This is a genomic window from Arthrobacter sp. UYCu511, from assembly GCF_040547105.1.
Classification (GTDB): Bacteria; Actinomycetota; Actinomycetes; order Actinomycetales; family Micrococcaceae; genus Specibacter; species Specibacter psychrochitiniphilus.
Map to the genome: position 1 here is coordinate 98,504 of NZ_JBEPPB010000006.1, position 16,990 is coordinate 115,493.

17 protein-coding genes are annotated in these 16,990 nt (G+C 58.7%); 13 read left to right on the plus strand and 4 right to left on the minus strand.

Going from position 1 to position 16,990, the window contains the following annotated elements:
* Positions 1-62: 62 nt before the first annotated feature.
* The 11 genes from atpB to ABIB48_RS10355 all read left to right on the plus strand — a co-directional run bounded on the left by atpB (position 63) and on the right by ABIB48_RS10355 (position 11,717).
* On the plus strand, positions 63-875 hold the full coding sequence (atpB, locus tag ABIB48_RS10305; RefSeq protein ID WP_170120969.1) for a F0F1 ATP synthase subunit A: 813 nt from the start codon (positions 63-65) through the stop codon (positions 873-875).
* Between the two features lie 92 nt (positions 876-967).
* The gene (locus tag ABIB48_RS10310) at positions 968-1,183 is read left to right on the plus strand and encodes an ATP synthase F0 subunit C (RefSeq protein ID WP_038463392.1); all 216 of its coding nucleotides are present in this window, start codon (positions 968-970) and stop codon (positions 1,181-1,183) included.
* Positions 1,184-1,259: 76 nt separating this feature from the next.
* A complete protein-coding gene (locus ABIB48_RS10315; protein WP_110106635.1) occupies positions 1,260-1,811 on the plus strand; it encodes a F0F1 ATP synthase subunit B in 552 nt (183 codons plus the stop codon).
* Positions 1,811-2,626, plus strand: coding sequence for a F0F1 ATP synthase subunit delta (locus ABIB48_RS10320; RefSeq protein ID WP_110106636.1), 816 nt, complete (start codon positions 1,811-1,813; stop codon positions 2,624-2,626). The genes ABIB48_RS10315 and ABIB48_RS10320 overlap by 1 nt, the downstream gene beginning before the upstream one ends.
* 114 nt (positions 2,627-2,740) lie before the next feature.
* Complete coding sequence (gene atpA / locus ABIB48_RS10325; protein ID WP_315913104.1) at positions 2,741-4,378, plus strand: F0F1 ATP synthase subunit alpha; 1,638 nt, start codon at positions 2,741-2,743, stop codon at positions 4,376-4,378.
* Positions 4,379-4,448: 70 nt separating this feature from the next.
* Positions 4,449-5,342, plus strand: a complete 894-nt coding sequence (locus ABIB48_RS10330) for a F0F1 ATP synthase subunit gamma (protein WP_110106638.1) — start codon at positions 4,449-4,451, stop codon at positions 5,340-5,342.
* Between the two features lie 51 nt (positions 5,343-5,393).
* On the plus strand, positions 5,394-6,851 hold the full coding sequence (atpD, locus tag ABIB48_RS10335) for a F0F1 ATP synthase subunit beta (RefSeq protein ID WP_110106639.1): 1,458 nt from the start codon (positions 5,394-5,396) through the stop codon (positions 6,849-6,851).
* A 2-nt stretch (positions 6,852-6,853) separates the two neighbouring features.
* Positions 6,854-7,144 carry a F0F1 ATP synthase subunit epsilon gene (locus ABIB48_RS10340; RefSeq protein ID WP_110106640.1) on the plus strand — a complete coding sequence of 97 codons (291 nt, stop codon included), beginning with the start codon at positions 6,854-6,856 and terminating at the stop codon, positions 7,142-7,144.
* Positions 7,145-7,169: 25 nt separating this feature from the next.
* Positions 7,170-7,586 carry a DUF2550 domain-containing protein gene (locus ABIB48_RS10345; protein ID WP_342766784.1) on the plus strand — a complete coding sequence of 139 codons (417 nt, stop codon included), beginning with the start codon at positions 7,170-7,172 and terminating at the stop codon, positions 7,584-7,586.
* A gap of 118 nt (positions 7,587-7,704) precedes the next feature.
* Entirely contained in the window at positions 7,705-9,090 is a 1,386-nt protein-coding gene (locus ABIB48_RS10350) for an alpha/beta hydrolase (RefSeq protein ID WP_354212918.1), read from the plus strand.
* 41 nt (positions 9,091-9,131) lie between these two features.
* On the plus strand, positions 9,132-11,717 hold the full coding sequence (locus ABIB48_RS10355) for a bifunctional lysylphosphatidylglycerol flippase/synthetase MprF (protein ID WP_354212919.1): 2,586 nt from the start codon (positions 9,132-9,134) through the stop codon (positions 11,715-11,717).
* Positions 11,718-11,831: 114 nt separating this feature from the next.
* Here ABIB48_RS10355 and ABIB48_RS10360 read toward each other — a convergent pair whose 3' ends face one another.
* From ABIB48_RS10360 to nucS, 3 genes are all read right to left on the minus strand, one after another.
* Positions 11,832-12,035 carry a cold-shock protein gene (locus ABIB48_RS10360; RefSeq protein WP_110106644.1) on the minus strand — a complete coding sequence of 68 codons (204 nt, stop codon included), beginning with the start codon at positions 12,033-12,035 and terminating at the stop codon, positions 11,832-11,834.
* A 144-nt stretch (positions 12,036-12,179) separates the two neighbouring features.
* Entirely contained in the window at positions 12,180-13,424 is a 1,245-nt protein-coding gene (locus ABIB48_RS10365; RefSeq protein WP_354212920.1) for an N-acetylglucosamine-6-phosphate deacetylase, read from the minus strand.
* Between the two features lie 36 nt (positions 13,425-13,460).
* Positions 13,461-14,156 carry an endonuclease NucS gene (gene nucS / locus ABIB48_RS10370; RefSeq protein WP_110106731.1) on the minus strand — a complete coding sequence of 232 codons (696 nt, stop codon included), beginning with the start codon at positions 14,154-14,156 and terminating at the stop codon, positions 13,461-13,463.
* A 69-nt stretch (positions 14,157-14,225) separates the two neighbouring features.
* On the opposite strand from nucS, the gene ABIB48_RS10375 reads away from it, so the two are divergent.
* Together ABIB48_RS10375 and ABIB48_RS10380 are read left to right on the plus strand one after the other, a co-directional pair.
* Complete coding sequence (locus tag ABIB48_RS10375; RefSeq protein ID WP_110106646.1) at positions 14,226-14,594, plus strand: Rv1322 family protein; 369 nt, start codon at positions 14,226-14,228, stop codon at positions 14,592-14,594.
* A gap of 10 nt (positions 14,595-14,604) precedes the next feature.
* Positions 14,605-15,396 carry an alpha/beta hydrolase gene (locus tag ABIB48_RS10380; RefSeq protein ID WP_354212921.1) on the plus strand — a complete coding sequence of 264 codons (792 nt, stop codon included), beginning with the start codon at positions 14,605-14,607 and terminating at the stop codon, positions 15,394-15,396.
* Positions 15,397-15,503: 107 nt separating this feature from the next.
* Here ABIB48_RS10380 and ABIB48_RS10385 read toward each other — a convergent pair whose 3' ends face one another.
* The gene (locus tag ABIB48_RS10385; RefSeq protein WP_502914125.1) at positions 15,504-16,853 is read right to left on the minus strand and encodes an AI-2E family transporter; all 1,350 of its coding nucleotides are present in this window, start codon (positions 16,851-16,853) and stop codon (positions 15,504-15,506) included.
* Positions 16,854-16,990 lie beyond the last annotated feature (137 nt).

Here is a 16,990-nt window from a genome sequence, read left to right on the forward strand (position 1 = left end):
AACCATCTTTTGATGGACCGCCACACTTGCCCTTTGACCGAAACTGCAGAGAGGACAGCGCGTTGACCGCGTTTGCGCTTCCGATGGCCTCGAATGACGGTGGCTTCGTTCCACCGACAATTAGCGATACCCACCTCCCCGACATCCTTCCCTGGATGACCGATTACGGCACTGGGCTCGGCAAGCAGATGATCATGATCATCTTGTCGGTGGTGTTGATCGTCTGGTTCTTCAAGGCTGCGATCCGAAATCCGAAACTGGTTCCGGGACGGGTCCAGTTCTTCGCCGAAGGCTTCTACAGCTTCGCCCGCAACACTGTTGGCCGCGACATCATGGGTGAGAAAAACTTCCGCCCGTGGGTGCCGCTGCTCTTCTCAGTGTTCCTATTTGTGCTGCTGAACAACATCTTTGGTGCCATTCCGTTCCTGCAGCTTCCTTCCTTCTCACACGCTGGTAGTGCTTATGCCATTGCCTTGATTATCTACTTCACGTGGATTGCTGTGGGCGTGCAGAAGCACGGCATTCGTTACTTCAAGCTGGCAGTGGTCCCCACTGGTGTTCCTGCTTGGATTCTGCCGCTGCTGGTGCCGCTGGAAATCATCTCCAACTTTATTGTCCGCCCGCTGACGCACTCATTGCGTTTGATGGCGACAATGCTGGCAGGTCACATGATTGTGGTTCTGGCAGGTAGTGGCGCGCAGTACCTGATTGTTGTTCAGGACAGTATCCTGCTCAACGCCACGGGTGTGGCCGTGATTGTTGGCTCCATTGCCATGTACTTCCTGGAACTGTTGATCATGGTCCTGCAGGCCTTTGTTTTCACCCTGCTGACCGCGATCTACATCCAGGGCAGCCTGGAAGCAGATGCGCACTAAAGTTTTCCCCTAGCATCACCCCTAATTTTTCTCGAATAAAAGAATCACCTCACAACCTGCCGGCACAACGCCGGTATCTTGAAAGGAACGAAATGGAACTCCACGGCTCGCTCAACATGATTGGCTACGGCCTAGCCGCAATTGGCTCGGCTATCGGTGTGGGTATGATCTTCGCCGCTTACATCAACGGTGTGGCCCGTCAGCCGGAAGCTCAGCGCATCCTGCAGCCCATCGCCCTGCTTGGCTTCGCCCTTGCAGAAGCACTGGCTATTCTTGGCCTGGTATTCGCCTTCGTCGTTGGCGTCTAGTCCAAAGACTCCTTGTTCCCTCTTGTTAGGGGACGAACCGTTCATGGACGAATATCAGATTAAGGATAAGTGAGAAATGGTTACCGCAGCAGTAATTCTCGCTAGCGAGGGTGCAAACCCGCTCCTGCCTAACTGGTGGGAAGTTCTAGTCACCGCTGTAGCTTTCGCTGTCCTGCTCTTTGTGGTGAAGAAATACATCGCCCCGATCTTCGAGAAGTCATACACGGACCGTGTAGAGGCTATTGAAGGCGGAATTGAGAAGGCAGAAGAAGCACAAGCTGAAGCTAACGCCCTCTTGGAGCAGTACAAGGCCCAGCTCATGGAAGCCCGCACGGAAGCCAATGGCATCCGTGAAAGCGCCCGTGCAGAAGGTGCCCAGATTCTGGCCGATCTGAAGGCGAAGGCTGCAGAGGAATCTGCACGCATCACCGCCCAAGCTCAGGTTGCGATCGAGTCCGAGCGCGTGGCCGCAGTGAACTCCCTCCGCAGCGAGGTTGGCACTTTGGCTACCGCGCTGGCAGGCAAAATCGTAGGCGAAGCCCTCGATGATGATGCACGTTCCAACCGGGTTGTTGAGCGCTTCCTGGCAGATCTGGAAAACCAGTCGAACGCGGGTGCAACGAAGTAATGGCAGGTGTATCGAGCAAGTCATTGGCAGCGGCTCTTGAGTCGCTGGAACCCAAGCTGGCCACTGCGTCCATCGCATTGGCGCAAGACCTCTTTGCAATCTTGGGACTTCTGGACAGCAACGCCGGCCTGCGCCGCGCCTTGACCGATCCCACTCGCGAGAGTGCGGACAAGGCTGCACTGGCCACCAAGCTCATTGCGGGAAAGGTCAGCGCAGAAGCTCAGCTTGTTTTCTTGGAGCTGGTTGCCGCACGTTGGAGCTCGGCTCGTGACCTGGGCGATGCACTGGAAACCTTGGCAGCAACGTCAGCGATCGCGGTTGCTGAAGGTCAAGGTGGCGGCTCCGCCAGCTTGAATGCTCTTGAAGAGGAACTCTTCACGTTCATTCGAGTTGTTGGGTCCAGTCATGATCTGCAGCGCGCATTTGATGATGCACAGGCAACGGGGAGCGCCAAGAGCGTTTTGGCGCAGAAGGTTGTTCCCCACGCCAGTGCTGTCTCAGCGTTGCTGATCCGCCAAGCTGTTGCAGCCCCCCGCGGGCTCAAGCCCACGGCCTTGGTACAGCGGTTCGTGGAATTGGTGGCCAAACGCCAGCAGCGTTGGATTGCCTACGTCAGTGTCACTCGTGACCTGAGCGCAGAGCAGACCGCACGCTTGCAGGCCGGCTTGAACAAACTCTATGGTCGCGATTTGAAGCTCAATGTCAATATCGACCCGACATTAGTCGGCGGAATCAAGGTTGTTGTGGGGGCCGAGGTTGTTGACGCAACCGCAGCGACCCGCCTGGCCGAGCTTCGCCGCCGGTTGGCAGTTTAGAAATCCTTCACAGGGTTTCAACAGCCAGTCCACAACTGACTGAATCAAAAATTTAGGTTTCCGGCACACATTTATTTAGCTGGCAACCACAACTTAGGAGAGCAGGGACTGCAGATGGCCGACTTGACCATCAATGCCGACGACGTCCGCAATGCCTTGAATGAGTTCGCAGCGTCCTATGAACCGGGCAACGCAGAGCGCGTCGAGGTTGGCCGCGTCACCACCGCAAGTGACGGCATTGCCAAGGTAGAGGGACTTCCCTCTGTCATGGCCAACGAGCTTCTTCGATTCGAAGACGGCACACTGGGCTTGGCCCAGAACTTGGACACTCGCGAGATCGGTGTTGTTGTCCTTGGCGACTTCGCCGGCATCGCCGAGGGCCAGCAGGTTCACCGCACCGGGGAGATCCTCTCCGTGCCGGTGGGCGATAAATTCCTGGGCCGTGTGGTTGACCCCTTGGGTCAGCCCATGGATGACCTGGGTGAGATTGAAGCCGAAGGCCGCCGCGCCTTGGAACTTCAGGCACCCGGTGTCACCCAGCGCCAGTCGGTTACCGAACCGCTGCAGACCGGTATGAAGGCCATTGACGCCATGATCCCGATCGGCCGTGGCCAGCGTCAGCTGATCATTGGTGACCGCCAGACGGGCAAGACGGCCTTGGCCGTTGACACCATCATCAACCAGAAGGCCAACTGGGCTTCTAACGATGTCAAGAAGCAGGTTCGCTGCGTTTATGTAGCAATCGGCCAGAAGGCGTCCACCATTGCAGCTGTCCGCCAGACCTTGGCTGACAACGGTGCCTTGGAATACACCACCATCATTGCCTCCCCGGCATCTGACCCGGCTGGTTTCAAGTACTTGGCTCCTTACACCGGTTCGGCCATTGGCCAGCACTGGATGTACTCGGGCAAGCACGTTCTGATCGTCTTTGATGATCTCTCCAAGCAGGCCGAAGCTTACCGCGCTGTCTCACTGTTGCTGCGCCGCCCGCCGGGCCGCGAGGCATACCCGGGTGACGTGTTCTACCTGCACTCCCGCTTGCTGGAACGTTGTGCCAAGCTCTCAGACGAGCTCGGTGCAGGTTCAATGACCGGCTTGCCGATCATTGAAACCAAGGCCAATGACGTCTCGGCCTACATTCCGACCAACGTTATTTCCATCACTGACGGCCAGATCTTCTTGCAGTCTGACCTTTTCAACGCCAACCAGCGCCCCGCAGTGGACGTAGGTGTCTCTGTGTCCCGCGTTGGTGGTGCTGCACAGGTCAAGGCCATGAAGAAGGTTTCAGGTACGTTGAAGCTTGAACTGGCTCAGTACCGCGACATGCAGGCATTTGCCATGTTCGCCTCCGATTTGGATGCCGCTTCCAAGCAGCAGCTGACTCGTGGTGCACGCTTGATGGAACTGCTCAAGCAGGGCCAGTACGCACCGTTCCCGGTGGAAAACCAGGTTGTTTCAATCTGGATGGGCACCAACGGCTACCTGGACAACGTCCCGGTAGAAGATGTACGCCGCTTTGAGACCGAATTCCTTGAGCACCTGCGTCTGCGCACGTCAGTTCTGACCACGTTGGCTCAGACCAACTTGCTGGAACCTTCGACTGTTGACGCACTCAAGTCCAACATCGTTGACTTCAAGAAGGGCTTCTTTGGGGATGGTGACGACCATTTGGTCGGCGCCGGACGCGAAGAGTTCGGTGCGCTTGCCGCCGAGGATGTCGACCAGGAAAAGATCGTTAAGCAGAAACGCTGACACCATCCTTTGAATAGCTTGCCGGCCCCGCGGGGCCGGCAAGCTAAACAAGGATAAGGAAAGGACAAACATGGGAGCCCAGATCCGGGTCTACCGCCAGAAGATCGCCTCGACCACGTCGATGCAAAAGATCTTCAAGGCGATGGAACTGATCGCTACGTCCCGCATTGGAAAGGCACGCCTGCGTGTTTCGGCTTCATTGCCGTATTCCAATGCGATCACCCGTGCCGTTTCTGCCGTTGCGTCCCAGTCCGAGGTCGACCACCCGCTGACAACCGAGCCGGATTCAATCCGTCGGGCTGCAGTGTTGGTCATGACTTCCGACCGTGGTCTTGCCGGTTCCTACTCCGCCAGCGTTTTGAAGCAGGCAGAGCACCTTATCGAATTGCTGCACGAAGAAGGAAAAGACGTCACGACCTACTTGGTCGGCCGTAAGGCACAGGCGTACTTTGACTTCCGTGGCCGCGATTACGCGAAGGTATGGACCGGTGGAACCGATGCGCCGGAATTTGAAACTGCACGTGAACTTCGCGAGGCTTTACTTGCGGATTTTGCCACTGACTTTGAAGAGGGTGGCGTGGATGAAATCCATGTCGTTTACACCCAGTTCAAGTCAATGGTTGTTCAGGAGCCGACCGTAATTCGTCTGTTGCCGCTGGAAGTTGTTGAGGAAGAAGTTCAGTCCTCAACCGACCTGTTGCCGTTGTACGAGTTCGAGCCGCAGCCCGAGGACGTCCTTGACGCCCTGCTGCCGCGGTACATTGAGTCACGCATCTTCTCAGCACTCTTGCAGGCGGCAGCTTCCGAGCTTGCAGCACGTCAGCGGGCCATGAAGTCTGCGGGCGATAATGCCAACGATCTGATCAAGAAGTACACGCGTCTTCGTAACAACGCCCGGCAGGCTGAAGTTACGCAGGAGCTCTCCGAGATTGTTGCGGGCGCCGACGCGCTCAACGCGTCTTAGCAGCCCAATTCATACTTATTCAATGCCATCTACACAAGTGAAGTGAGAGAGATGACTGCCCAACTCAACGAGCAGGGAACCGCAGCGAAGGCCGGTGCCACAGGCCGCATTGCGCGCGTTATCGGCCCGGTTGTCGACGTCGAATTCCCGGCTGACGGCATTCCCGCTATTTACAACGCACTCACCACCGAGATTACTCTCAACGGTGAGACAAAGACCATTACCTTCGAGACCAGCCAGCACCTAGGAGACGGCGTTATTCGCGCCATCTCCTTGCAGGCCACCGACGGACTTGTCCGCGGCAGTGTCGTGAAGGACCTTGGTAGCCCCATCACCGTGCCTGTTGGCGACGGCGTCAAGGGTCACATCTTCAACGTCCTGGGCGAACCCCTGGACGTAACGGATGCAGAGCTCGATTACACCGAGCGCTGGTCCATCCACCGCAAGCCCCCGGCATTTGCCACCCTCGAAGGCTCCACGGAGATGCTCGAGACTGGTATTAAGTCAATTGACCTTCTGACCCCCTACATCAAGGGTGGAAAGATCGGCCTCTTCGGTGGTGCCGGTGTTGGTAAGACGGTTCTGATCCAGGAAATGATCACCCGTGTTGCTCGTAACTTCGGTGGTACCTCGGTATTCGCCGGTGTTGGTGAGCGAACACGAGAAGGTAACGACCTTTGGGTGGAAATGGAAGAGTCAGGTGTTCTCAAGGACACTGCTCTAGTTTTCGGCCAGATGGATGAGCCGCCGGGAACGCGTTTGCGCGTAGCCCTGTCAGCTTTGACCATGGCCGAGTACTTCCGCGATGTGCAGAACCAGGACGTGTTGCTCTTCATTGACAACATCTTCCGTTTCACACAGGCCGGTTCCGAGGTTTCCACACTGCTGGGGCGCATGCCTTCAGCCGTGGGTTACCAGCCCAACCTGGCTGATGAGATGGGTCTCCTGCAGGAGCGCATCACCTCAACCAAGGGTCACTCGATCACGTCCATGCAGGCCGTTTACGTACCTGCTGATGACTACACCGACCCGGCCCCGGCCGCGACCTTCGCCCACTTGGATGCGACCACGGAACTTTCCCGTGAAATCGCTTCACGTGGCCTGTACCCGGCCATCGATCCGCTGACTTCAACCTCGCGTATCCTTGACCCGCAGTACGTGGGTAAGGCTCACTACGACACCGCAGTGCGTGTCAAGCAGATCCTTCAGAAGAACAAGGAACTGCAGGACATCATCGCGATCCTCGGCATTGACGAGCTCGGCGAAGAGGACAAGATCGTTGTGGCTCGCGCCCGCCGTATCCAGCAGTTCCTCTCGCAGAACACCTACACGGCCAAGCAGTTCACCGGCGTCGAAGGCTCCACGGTTTCCATCGCGGACACCATTGAAGGCTTCACTGCTATCTGCGACGGCGACGTGGACCACATTGCCGAGCAGGCGTTCTTCAACATCGGCGGTATGGATGATGTTGAGCGTCAGTGGGCCAAGATCCAGGAATCGACGAAGTAATCATGGCTAACCTCGAAGTTGAAATCGTAGCTGCGGACCATTTTGTCTGGTCCGGTGCAGCGACCCTCGTCAAGGGGTTCACCAGCGAAGGCGAGATCGGCATTTTGCCCGGTCACACCCCGATGCTCGCGGTTTTGGCGCCGGGCTTGCTGGAGATCGCTCCTGTGGACGGATCCCGCTTCCTTGTTGAAGTGGACGGCGGCTTCTTCTCGGTTGATAGCAACCGGGTTGTCATCGTTGCTGACAATGCGCAGTTGAAAGACAGCGCAACGTCAGGCGCAGGGATTCGCTAGCAATCAATTGATGAACGAACTCGGTATGCCGTTCATCGTGCTGGCAGGATTGCTCCTGCTAGTTGTTCTATCATTGTGCCTCTTTGGGGTGCGTCGCTTGGTTTTGCGACGCACCCTGGGCACCTTTGACACCTCCATGTGCCTGCGTTCAAATCGCTGGGCCATGGGGGTTTGTCGTTATCAGGAGTCAAATCTTCAGTGGCTGAGGACATTGTCCTTGAGCCCGATCCCAGTAAAAACCCTGCAACGGAACAAGATTGTGTTGGTTGGCCGCCGCGATCCTAGCGAAGCTGAGCTGACCCGGGTTCCCCCCGCCACCGTGATTGTGGTGCTGGACTATGAAGGCGCAGAGATCCTGCTCGCCATGAAATTCGGTGCTTACACCGGCCTCTCCTCATGGCTTGAAGCTGGTCCACAGCCCGGCATGAACACCCGGCGCTAACACACAGCACTTTCCCATACTTCGGCGCTAACACCCAGCGCTCTCCCATACTTTGGCGCTAACATCACTGTGCTCCTGCATTTGGCGGGCGTAAGTCTCAGTAGAGTGCGGCGGCAGCATGCAAACAGTTCAAAATCTTAGCCTCATTAGCGGACCCATCCCCGTGCTATTTGGCGTTCTCGGGGTAGCCGCCGTGCTTTTTCTGCTCTTTCGCCGATCGTGGCGCTGGTGGCTGTTTGCCCTGGCCGCCGCAGCAGTGGCCCTGCTGGTGGGCTTCGGTAGCTCGTGGCTGGTGATTCACGTCCTCTACTGGTGGCCGGAGGATCTGCCCACTGCTGTTGCCCTCTATGTTGCGCTCATGGTGTGGGCCCTGCTCATGGGAAGCGCGACGGCGTATGCCAGCTTTCGACGTCGCCGGCCAGTGAGTGCGCCTGCCGAGAGTGCGCCTGCCGAGCGTGAGGGAACGAGCCGACAATTACGGCGAGCCGTTTCCCCTATGCGTGGCACTTTTGCCGTGCTGGCTGTTGCCGTGGTGGCTGCGGTGGTGGGCGTGGGCATCAACGCCGATTTTGGCCAGTATCCAACCCTTGGCAGCCTCATGAAGTCAGAGACTGAAATCTCCACGGCCGTGCTGCCCAAGCCGCACCAGGGCCAGGAGTCTCGTTTCATGAAGAGCGCCGTGTCAACGCGATGGACGCCCCCTGCAGAGCTGCCCGTGCGAGGCACCGTGCGTTTGGAGCCCATACCCGGGACTATCTCGGGCTTCAAGGCCCGCAAGGCCGTGGTGTATCTGCCTCCGGCCTACTCTGAGGCACAACGGCCGGTATTGCCCGTACTGGTTATGGTGAGCGGCCAGCCGGGGTCACCGGAATCGTGGCTGAGCTCCACGGGCTTAGTCAACCAACTTGACGCCTATGCCGCCTCTCATGGTGGGCTGGCTCCGATTGTGGTGATTCCGGATCCCAATGGCAGCACACAGGGAAATACAATGTGCATGGATTCGAAGCTGGGACAGGCTGATAGCTACATGTCCAAGGATGTGCCGGCGTGGATTAAATCCCATCTTGAGGTAGATACCAACCCTGCCCATTGGGCTGTGGGCGGGTTCTCCTATGGAGCCACCTGCTCCTTGCAGATGGTCACCAGGCATCCGCAGATCTACCAAACGTTTATGGCGATTTCCCCTGAACGGGAACCGGCCCTTGCCGTGAACCGGTCATTGACGGTGGACCGGGCTTTCAACGGTGACACGGCTGCTTTTGATGCGCTCTTGCCACTGACGCTGATGGCACACAACACGTACCCGCAGATTCATGGCTGGTTTGCGGTAGGAAACGCTGATACCACGTATTCTGCCAATGTGAAGGTACTCGAAGCGGCAGCCAGCAAGGCCGGCATGAGCGTAAAAAGCGCATCCTACCCGGGAGGGCATTCCTGGGCTGTAGCCGATGCCGCCCTGCCTCAGGGCTTGGCGTTCGTCTTTGCCCGGGTTGGTCTTCCATGACCATGGTGGGGGCGACCACGAAGTCTGGGTGGGCCAGCCGCATGACGCCTGCGGTGCTGGGATGGGTGCGGCGGGCACCATTGAGCACCGCCTTGATGGCGACCATCATCGTGGGGCACGTGGCCTCGGGCGCCTTCCTAGCCAGGCTGCCAGGGCCAGTGGCACGTAATTGGGGCTTTCAGCCGGCTGATCTCAGTGATGGGCGCTGGTGGAATATTTTCAGCACGCTCTTTCTCAGTTCCAGCACCGCCGCCATGGTGTTGGGAATCGCCGTAGTGGCCGTGGTGGTGGGGATTTCCGAATTTACTGTGGGTACCCTGCGCACGGCCGCACTTTTCTGCGCAATCCAAGTGGCCGCCGTCGTACTTTATACGGTGATCATTGGGCTGGGCAGCACGCTCGGTATAGATTCCCTGGAGGGAGTGGATCAGGCAACACTGCTGGGTCCGTTTGCCGCCTCCGCCGGGACGCTGATGGCGGCAAGTCAGGGAATCTCACTGTTGTGGAGGCGCCGTGTGCGGGTCTCGATCCTGGCCACGGCGCTCATGCTCAGCGTGTATGTGGGGCATGCCCAGCACCTCTTCATCCTTGTGGCGGCGCTGATTGGGCTCGCCGCCGGGAAGGTGTTCTTCAAGGCCGCCGGCCGTGGAGGGACCAGGCGGTCAACAAGTCATGAAATACGCACCATCTTGGCCCTGGTGGTGGCCGTCTTTGCGGTAGGGCCGCTGGCCGCCGCACTGGCACACGTGGCGGTGGGGCCCCTGGCGATGCTGCGCACCTGGATCACCAACCAAGAACCCACACTTTCGCAATGGCAGGGCAGTTGTCATGTGGCTAATGCCGCCTGTCAGGGTATGGTCAAGGACCTTGGACTTTTTGGCTCCGGCGGTCATTTACTGGCACTGATGCCGATGCTGTTGCTGCTGGTTTGTGCGGAAGGACTGCGCCGGGGCAGCCGCCTGGCCTTGTGGGTGGCCGTCTATTTCCACCTGGTTATTGGACTGGTTTCAGCTGTCTACTTCCAGGTCTTTGCCGGGGTGGGCCTGTCATTGCGGCGCGGCCACCGCAGCCTGAGCATCAACGAATCAGTGTGGGAGCTGCTGCCAGTGGTTCTCATGCCCCTACTGATCGCCGTATTCTTGATCATCTTTCGCCGGCATTTCCGCGTTGAAACAGATCCAGTGCTGCGGCGCCGGGCACTGATCTACTTGCCGTTGTTGTTGCTTGCCGTAGTGACGCTCTACGCGGTGGCGTGGTTGGCCGAGGGGAATCTGGAGGACGGTGTGGGACTGCCCGCCCTGGTAGCGGCCATTCCACGGATCGTGCTGCCCTATCCCTTTCCTTTTAGCTATGCCGCGAATATTTATCCGCACGGGTTCTTTTCCCAACTCCTGTTCAGCTTCGGTGGGCTGGTGCTGTGGCTGGCCAGCACCGTGAGCATTCTGGCACTGTTTCTGAGCCGGCGCCTGCACAGCGGAGGTGTAGACGATATTGTGGCGGCGAAGGCCTTAGTGCGCAGGGGAGGAGATTCCCTTTCATGGATGACCCTGTGGGCCAAAAACCAATACTGGTTCAACAGCGCCGGGACAGTGGCCGTGGCGTACCAGGCGCACCGAGGGGTTGCGCTTACCTTAGGCGGGCCCATTGGGGAACCTGAGGACTATGAGTCTGCCGTGGATCAATTCCTTGATTTTTGTGCCGAGGAATCTCTCACCCCCTGCTTTTATTCCGTCAATGAAGCTCCCGCCGCCATGCTGGAGCAGCGTGGCTTTCGAGGAATTGTTGTGGCTGCTGAAACGCTCCTTGACGTTCGCAGCATGGACTTCAAGGGCAAGGACTGGCAAAACGTCCGCACTGCGCTGAACAAGGCGGCAAAACTGGAAATCACTGCGCAATGGTGCCATTACGGGGAACTGACCACAGGGCAGCGCACACAGATCCACGAGATTTCCGAGGACTGGGTCTCCGGCCAGGTGTTGCCCGAGCTTGGCTTCACCCTGGGAGGACTGGAGGAACTTAAGGATGAATCCGTCCAGCTCGCCCTGGCCATTGACGCCACCGGGCGGATTCACGCCGTCACAAGCTGGCTTCCAGTCTTTTCCCACGGCGAGGTAGTCAGTTGGACCCTTGACTTCATGCGCCGCAACAGCGGCTCCTTCAATGGCGTGATGGAATACCTCATCGCTCAGGCTGTGCAGCATTTTGCGCTCACGGTCGATTACATTTCCCTCTCGGGTTCGCCCCTGGCTGGTTCGCCACGCTCAGGTTCGCCGCGCTCTGGGGCGGCCCATGTGGGTTCGGCCCTGGCGATGCCGGCCGGCCCTGGCGATGCCGTTGCCTCAACGGCTGCGCCATCACCTGCTGTGCCTTCACCTGCTGGAACCGTTGCTGACGGGCAGGAAAACACCCTGGCGCGCATGCTGGAACTGCTGGCCCGCACCCTGGAACCGGTCTACGGGTTCTCTTCCCTGGCCAATTTCAAACAACGTTTCAAACCACGGCACAGGTCCTTGTACTTGATGTATCAGGACCCGCTCTCGCTGCCTGCCATTGGCTGGGCCGTGGGCGAGGCTTACCTGCCCAATGTTTCAGTGCGGTCGTTGACCAAGCTCTTGCGCCGGCAATAATAGCGCTGGCAATAGCGGCCAGCAATAACGGCCCCCGGCGCTATTGCCGGGGGCCGCTAAAGTTCTGGTACGTGCCGTTCTAGTGCGTGCCGTTCTAGCGCGAGCTAGAACACATCAGAGCGTGGTGACGCCGGTGGCCTGGGGACCTTTGCTGCCTTGACCAATCTCGAACTCCACCCGGGCATTTTCATCCAAGGTCTTGAAACCGCCGCTTTGAATTTCTGAGTAATGGACAAACACATCGCCCTCGGCGTTGTCCGGGGTGATGAAGCCGAAGCCCTTTTCAGCGTTGAACCACTTGACGGTTCCCTGTGCCATTGATTTCTCCTTGTGATGAACGTTCATGCTGTACCGCTATATGTACCGCATAAGGCGCCGAGGCAGTTGCTCCCGAGCCTCGTTTAGCATGACATGCGTCACATTCAAGGTCAATGAATGCTACTAAAGAGTCGCGATTGTTAACTAGCGCAGCCAGAGACCTGCACGCATGACGCGCTGCAGCTCCAGATCGGCATTGACAATGAGCACATCTGCCCGGAGCCCGCGGCGCAACGACCCCACTTCATCCGTGAGCCCCAACACCGCGGCAGGGACCGAGGTGGCTGACTTCAGTGCATCCGCAAATTCCACTCCGGCTGCTGTGGTGCGGCGCAGCACATCCAACAAGGTGGCGGTGCCTCCGGCAATGGAGCCGGTTGCATCCAGTGTGGCTACACCATTGGTGACAGTGACAGGGGAAGGGCCCAGCATGTACTGGCCGTCAGCGAGCCCCGCAGCGGCCATGGAATCGGTGACCAACAGGATGTTCTCCGCGCCCACAATCTCAAACACCATCTTGACCGTTTCCGGGTCCAGGTGGGTGTTATCGCTAACAAGTTCCACGGCAGCGTTCCCAGCTTTGGCGGCCCGCAGGCACGCGGCAACAGGACCGGGGGAGCGGTGGTGCATGGGAGGCATGCCGTTGAAAAGGTGGGTGACAGTGGGTCGTCCGGAGACGCCGTCGAACCCGGTGGAATCCAGGCCCTCCCGGGCCTGCTCCAGAGAGTTCGCAGCCGTCACGGTGTCGGAGTCCGTGTGGCCTACAGACGGGGTGATGCCGTGGCTGGTGAGCAGGTCAACCAGTTCCGGGGCGCCGGGCAATTCAGGGGCGTACGTCATGGTGGTGATGGTGCCGCGGCCAGCTTCAATGAGGGAAGTCATGAGCTCTAGGTCCGGGTCCAGGAGGAACGCCGGATTCTGGGCGCCACAGCGTGCGTGGGAGAGGAAGGGCCCTTCCAAGTGGATTCCCGCCAGGAGGCCCTCGGCCGTCATATCAGCATAAATGCCGATGCCTTTGATGAGGTCTTCAGGGGATGCTGTGACCATGCTGGCCAGCAGCGTGGTGGTGCCGGCGCGGTGGAGGAAATCTACGGCAACCCGGGCGGAGGCCTCGTTTCCGCTGGGGAAGTCTCCTCCGTTGCCGCCATGATTGTGCACATCAACCAGGCCAGGGATCAGGCGCTGCCCGGCGGGTAAGGAAATGATATTGGCGGCATCCATATCACCCGCGCCAAAACCTGGTTCATCGAAGTGGTCGGCACGGCCGGCGTACAAAATCCTGTCTCCTTCGATGGCGAGCAGTCCGCCCTCAATGACACCGTGGTCAGTGACAACGGCACCTTGAATCAGGTATTTGGTGGACGCGGGCGCGGAGCGTGGATCAGTCATGGCTTCAAGTCTAGTCAGGAAGGGGGGAAAACTTCTCTAAAATAGGCGTGAGGCGCTGTCATCCACGCCGCGCATGGCGTCGTAATCGAGAGTTTTGCACTCAATGCCTCGGTCTGTGGCGAGTGTTTTAGCCTGCGGCTTGATTTGCTGGGCAGCAAAGATGCCCCGCACGGGGGCTAACAAGGGATCACGGTTGAGTAGTTCCAGGTAGCGTGTCAACTGCTCCACCCCGTCAATGTCACCGCGCCGCTTAAGTTCAATGGCTACCGTGGCCCCGGCCGAATCGCGGGCTAAAATATCCACCGGCCCGATGGCCGTGAAGTACTCCCGGCGGATCAGCGTGAAGCCTGCGCCCAGCAAATGAAGTTGCTCGGCCAACAGCCGTTGCAGATCCGCTTCCACGCCGTCCTTGATGAGGCCCGGGTCGGTACCAAGATCGTGGCTGGAATCATGGAGCTCTTCGTAGATGTTGATGATGAGCTGTTCATCAGCTTTGGTGGATTTCACAATCCACTGGGAGATGACACCGTCTTCAAGTTCGGCATCCTCCGGTCCCACAATCCGCAGAGTTGCCGGCGGGCTCATCCAGTTCAGCGGCTTGTAAGAGCCGCCGTCTGAGTGCACCAGCACGGAACCGTCAGCCTTAACCAACAGGAGCCTTACGGCGAGGGGAAGATGGGCTTTGAGGCGTCCGACGTAATCGACGGAGCACTTGGCAATCACTAAACGCACGCCTGTCATTCTAGCGGTTGCCGGACCGTGATGGGCCCCAGGCCCGCTGAGGTGCGGCACAATGGAAGCATGCCCCGCTCGAACCACCCACGCCGCCGCACCTCCGCCGTCCGCGGCTCCAGCCAGTCTCGGGGACGCGGAGCCCAAGGTACCGGGCAGTCGGCGGGCGATGATGACGGCTTTGACCTGAACCGGGCCCGCCTGGGTATCGCCACAACGGAGTCAGCCTCGGACGGTCTCTGGACGGTTCGCACCATCACTGCCGGTAACGCTCAGAAGTCCTACACCTGCCCTGGCTGCCACCATCCCGTGAGCCCCGGCACTGCGCATCTTGTGGTGTGGCAGGAAGATGCCCTTTTCGGTGTTGAGGCAGGCTTGCGTGATCGCAGGCACTGGCACACCAATTGCTGGCGCGGGCGGAATTACAAATACCGGTAGGCTCAGGGGCATGGTTTTTGATCCCGCTTCCCTTGATTTTATTGATTCCGGAGTAGTTACCCCGGTCCGTGCCTCCACCATCTTGCCGGCCGTGCGCGAGAACATTGAACTGACCACGGCTGACGGACTGACTCTGGTGGGTGAATTGGCCTTGCCGGCCGACGGCGTCGTGCGGGCCACGTTGATCACCCTGCACCCGCTGCCTACACATGGCGGCTTCATGGACTCGCACGTGTACAAGAAGGCCTCTTACCGTTTACCGGCGCTGGCGGGGATTGCTGTGTTGCGGTTCAACACCCGCGGCACCGCCTCTGCGCGAGGCACGAGTGAGGGGAGCTTTGACGAGGGTATTGGCGAACGCCTCGATGTTGAAGCTGCGGTCCAGTTCGCTGTAGACCGCGGCCTGCCCAACCGCTGGCTGCTGGGCTGGTCCTTCGGCACCGAGCTGGTGCTCAAATACGGTGCGGTAGCCCCAGTGGCGCAGCAGGTGGAGGGGGCTGTGCTGCTCTCGCCGCCACTTCACCGGGCCGCTGATTCGGATTTGCTTGCATGGGCCGCGTACGGCAAGCCACTGACCGTGCTTGTGCCGGAATTCGATGACTACCTGCAGCCGGAAGCTGCCACGGTCCGGTTCGCCTTAGTACCCCAGGCCAAGCTCATAGCTGTTGACGGTGCCAAGCACTTGTGGGTGGGGGAGAAGTACGCTGCCCGAGCCTTGAATGAAATTGCTTCGAGCGTCTTGGGCACTGACGTGGAGTTGTCCACACAATGGCACGGACCCGTGGCGGCGCTTCCCGTCTAATATGCGCCTGGGTTTTGGCGCTTGAATTCAAGAAGGAGGGGCGGATTCCCGCCCCTCCTTCTTGCTTCTGTAAGATCAAAAAAACGATCTCTGCCCAGAGGTGAACTTTAGTTCTCGTCCTGCCGGGCTATGAAGACTTCTCTCACCAGCAGCATCACCGCAGCGGCCGTGGGGATCGCAATCAGTGCGCCCAGAACACCGAGGAGTGTGCCACCGGCAATCACCGAAATAACGGCAACGGCGCCGGGAACCGCCACGGCCTTTTGCATGATGCGCGGTGAGATGAAGTACGCCTCAAACTGCAGGTAAGCAAAGTAGCAAATGGCGTAAATGACGGCAGTCTGCCAACCCGCTGTCAGGCTGACGGCGATCACCACAATCGCCGCGATCATGCCTCCCACCAGTGGAATGAATGCCAGCAGCGCCACAACAAAGGCCAGCAGGACGCTGAAGGGGATGCCGAGAATGCTCATGACGATGAAGGCAAAGGTGGCGTTGAGTACGGCCACGCACACCTGACCTATGACGTAATTGCCCACGCCGCGAGTGATTTCCTCGCTCAACTCTTCAACACGGGAGCGCTGTGAACGGGGTGCAAGGCGGTAGCCCCACTTCTTGATGGCAGGCAATGAGGCTAGAAAATACAGGCTCAGGACCAGCACAATAAGGGTGCCAAAAAGTGCATTAGCAATAGTGGTGCCAACACCTAGTACTCCGCCAAAAATACCGCCCACAGCTTGTGCGTCCTGGAAAAACTTGGCTACTTGCTCGTTGATCGTGTCAAGGACGTGGTACTGGACATCAAGTTGTTTGAAAAAATCCGAGTTGAGGAAGTCCTTGATCCATACCGGAGCCTTATTAATGAGCTGGGTAGTCTGCTCAACAATGGTAGGAATCAATGTGGCGAAGAACAACGCCACCACACTAAGCAGAGCAAGCAGAACCACAACTATTCCCAGAGGGCGCGGGACCTTGCGCTGCTCGAGCCAGCGGACCACTGGGTCCAACCCCAAAGAGATGAACAAAGCTGTCACAATCCACAACAGTAGGGATTGCGTGTTCGCCAGGATAGAGCTCAGAAACAAGGCAATGCCAACGCCCACGGTTCCCATAAAGCCAAAGTAAATAGGATGGCGGACCAAGCTGCCCCCGCTGGAACCTTCGTTGTTGCTCATGGGCGCGCCCGGTCCGCTCGGAGCCATCGGCAGGTCAAAGCGCACGCGAGGCTGTGCACCCGGAACCGGCTGCCGGATTTTGTCCGCCACCCAGCTGCGCCAACCCCGTTGAGCTGGTTTTGCTTCGAGGGATATTGAGGCGGCCGATGCCGCAACGGGGGCGGCCAACGTGGGGTTCGCTTCACCCTGCTCTTGGCGTGTTTCATTCCCGCCCTGAAGCGGAGCCGGAGTGGTTTCTTCCGGGAGCGGCTGTTCGCCGCTTGGATCTGGGGAAGAGTTCACTGTTTCTGCCTTAATGTCTGATGGATGGTGGCAAATTCTTCCACTTCCTTTAGTGAATAGAGGTTACCAGCGCTTGAGTGTTCAAAACGTGCGCCACGGGGATGCCAACGTGATAAAAGTCAAAGGAGAATGCCCAT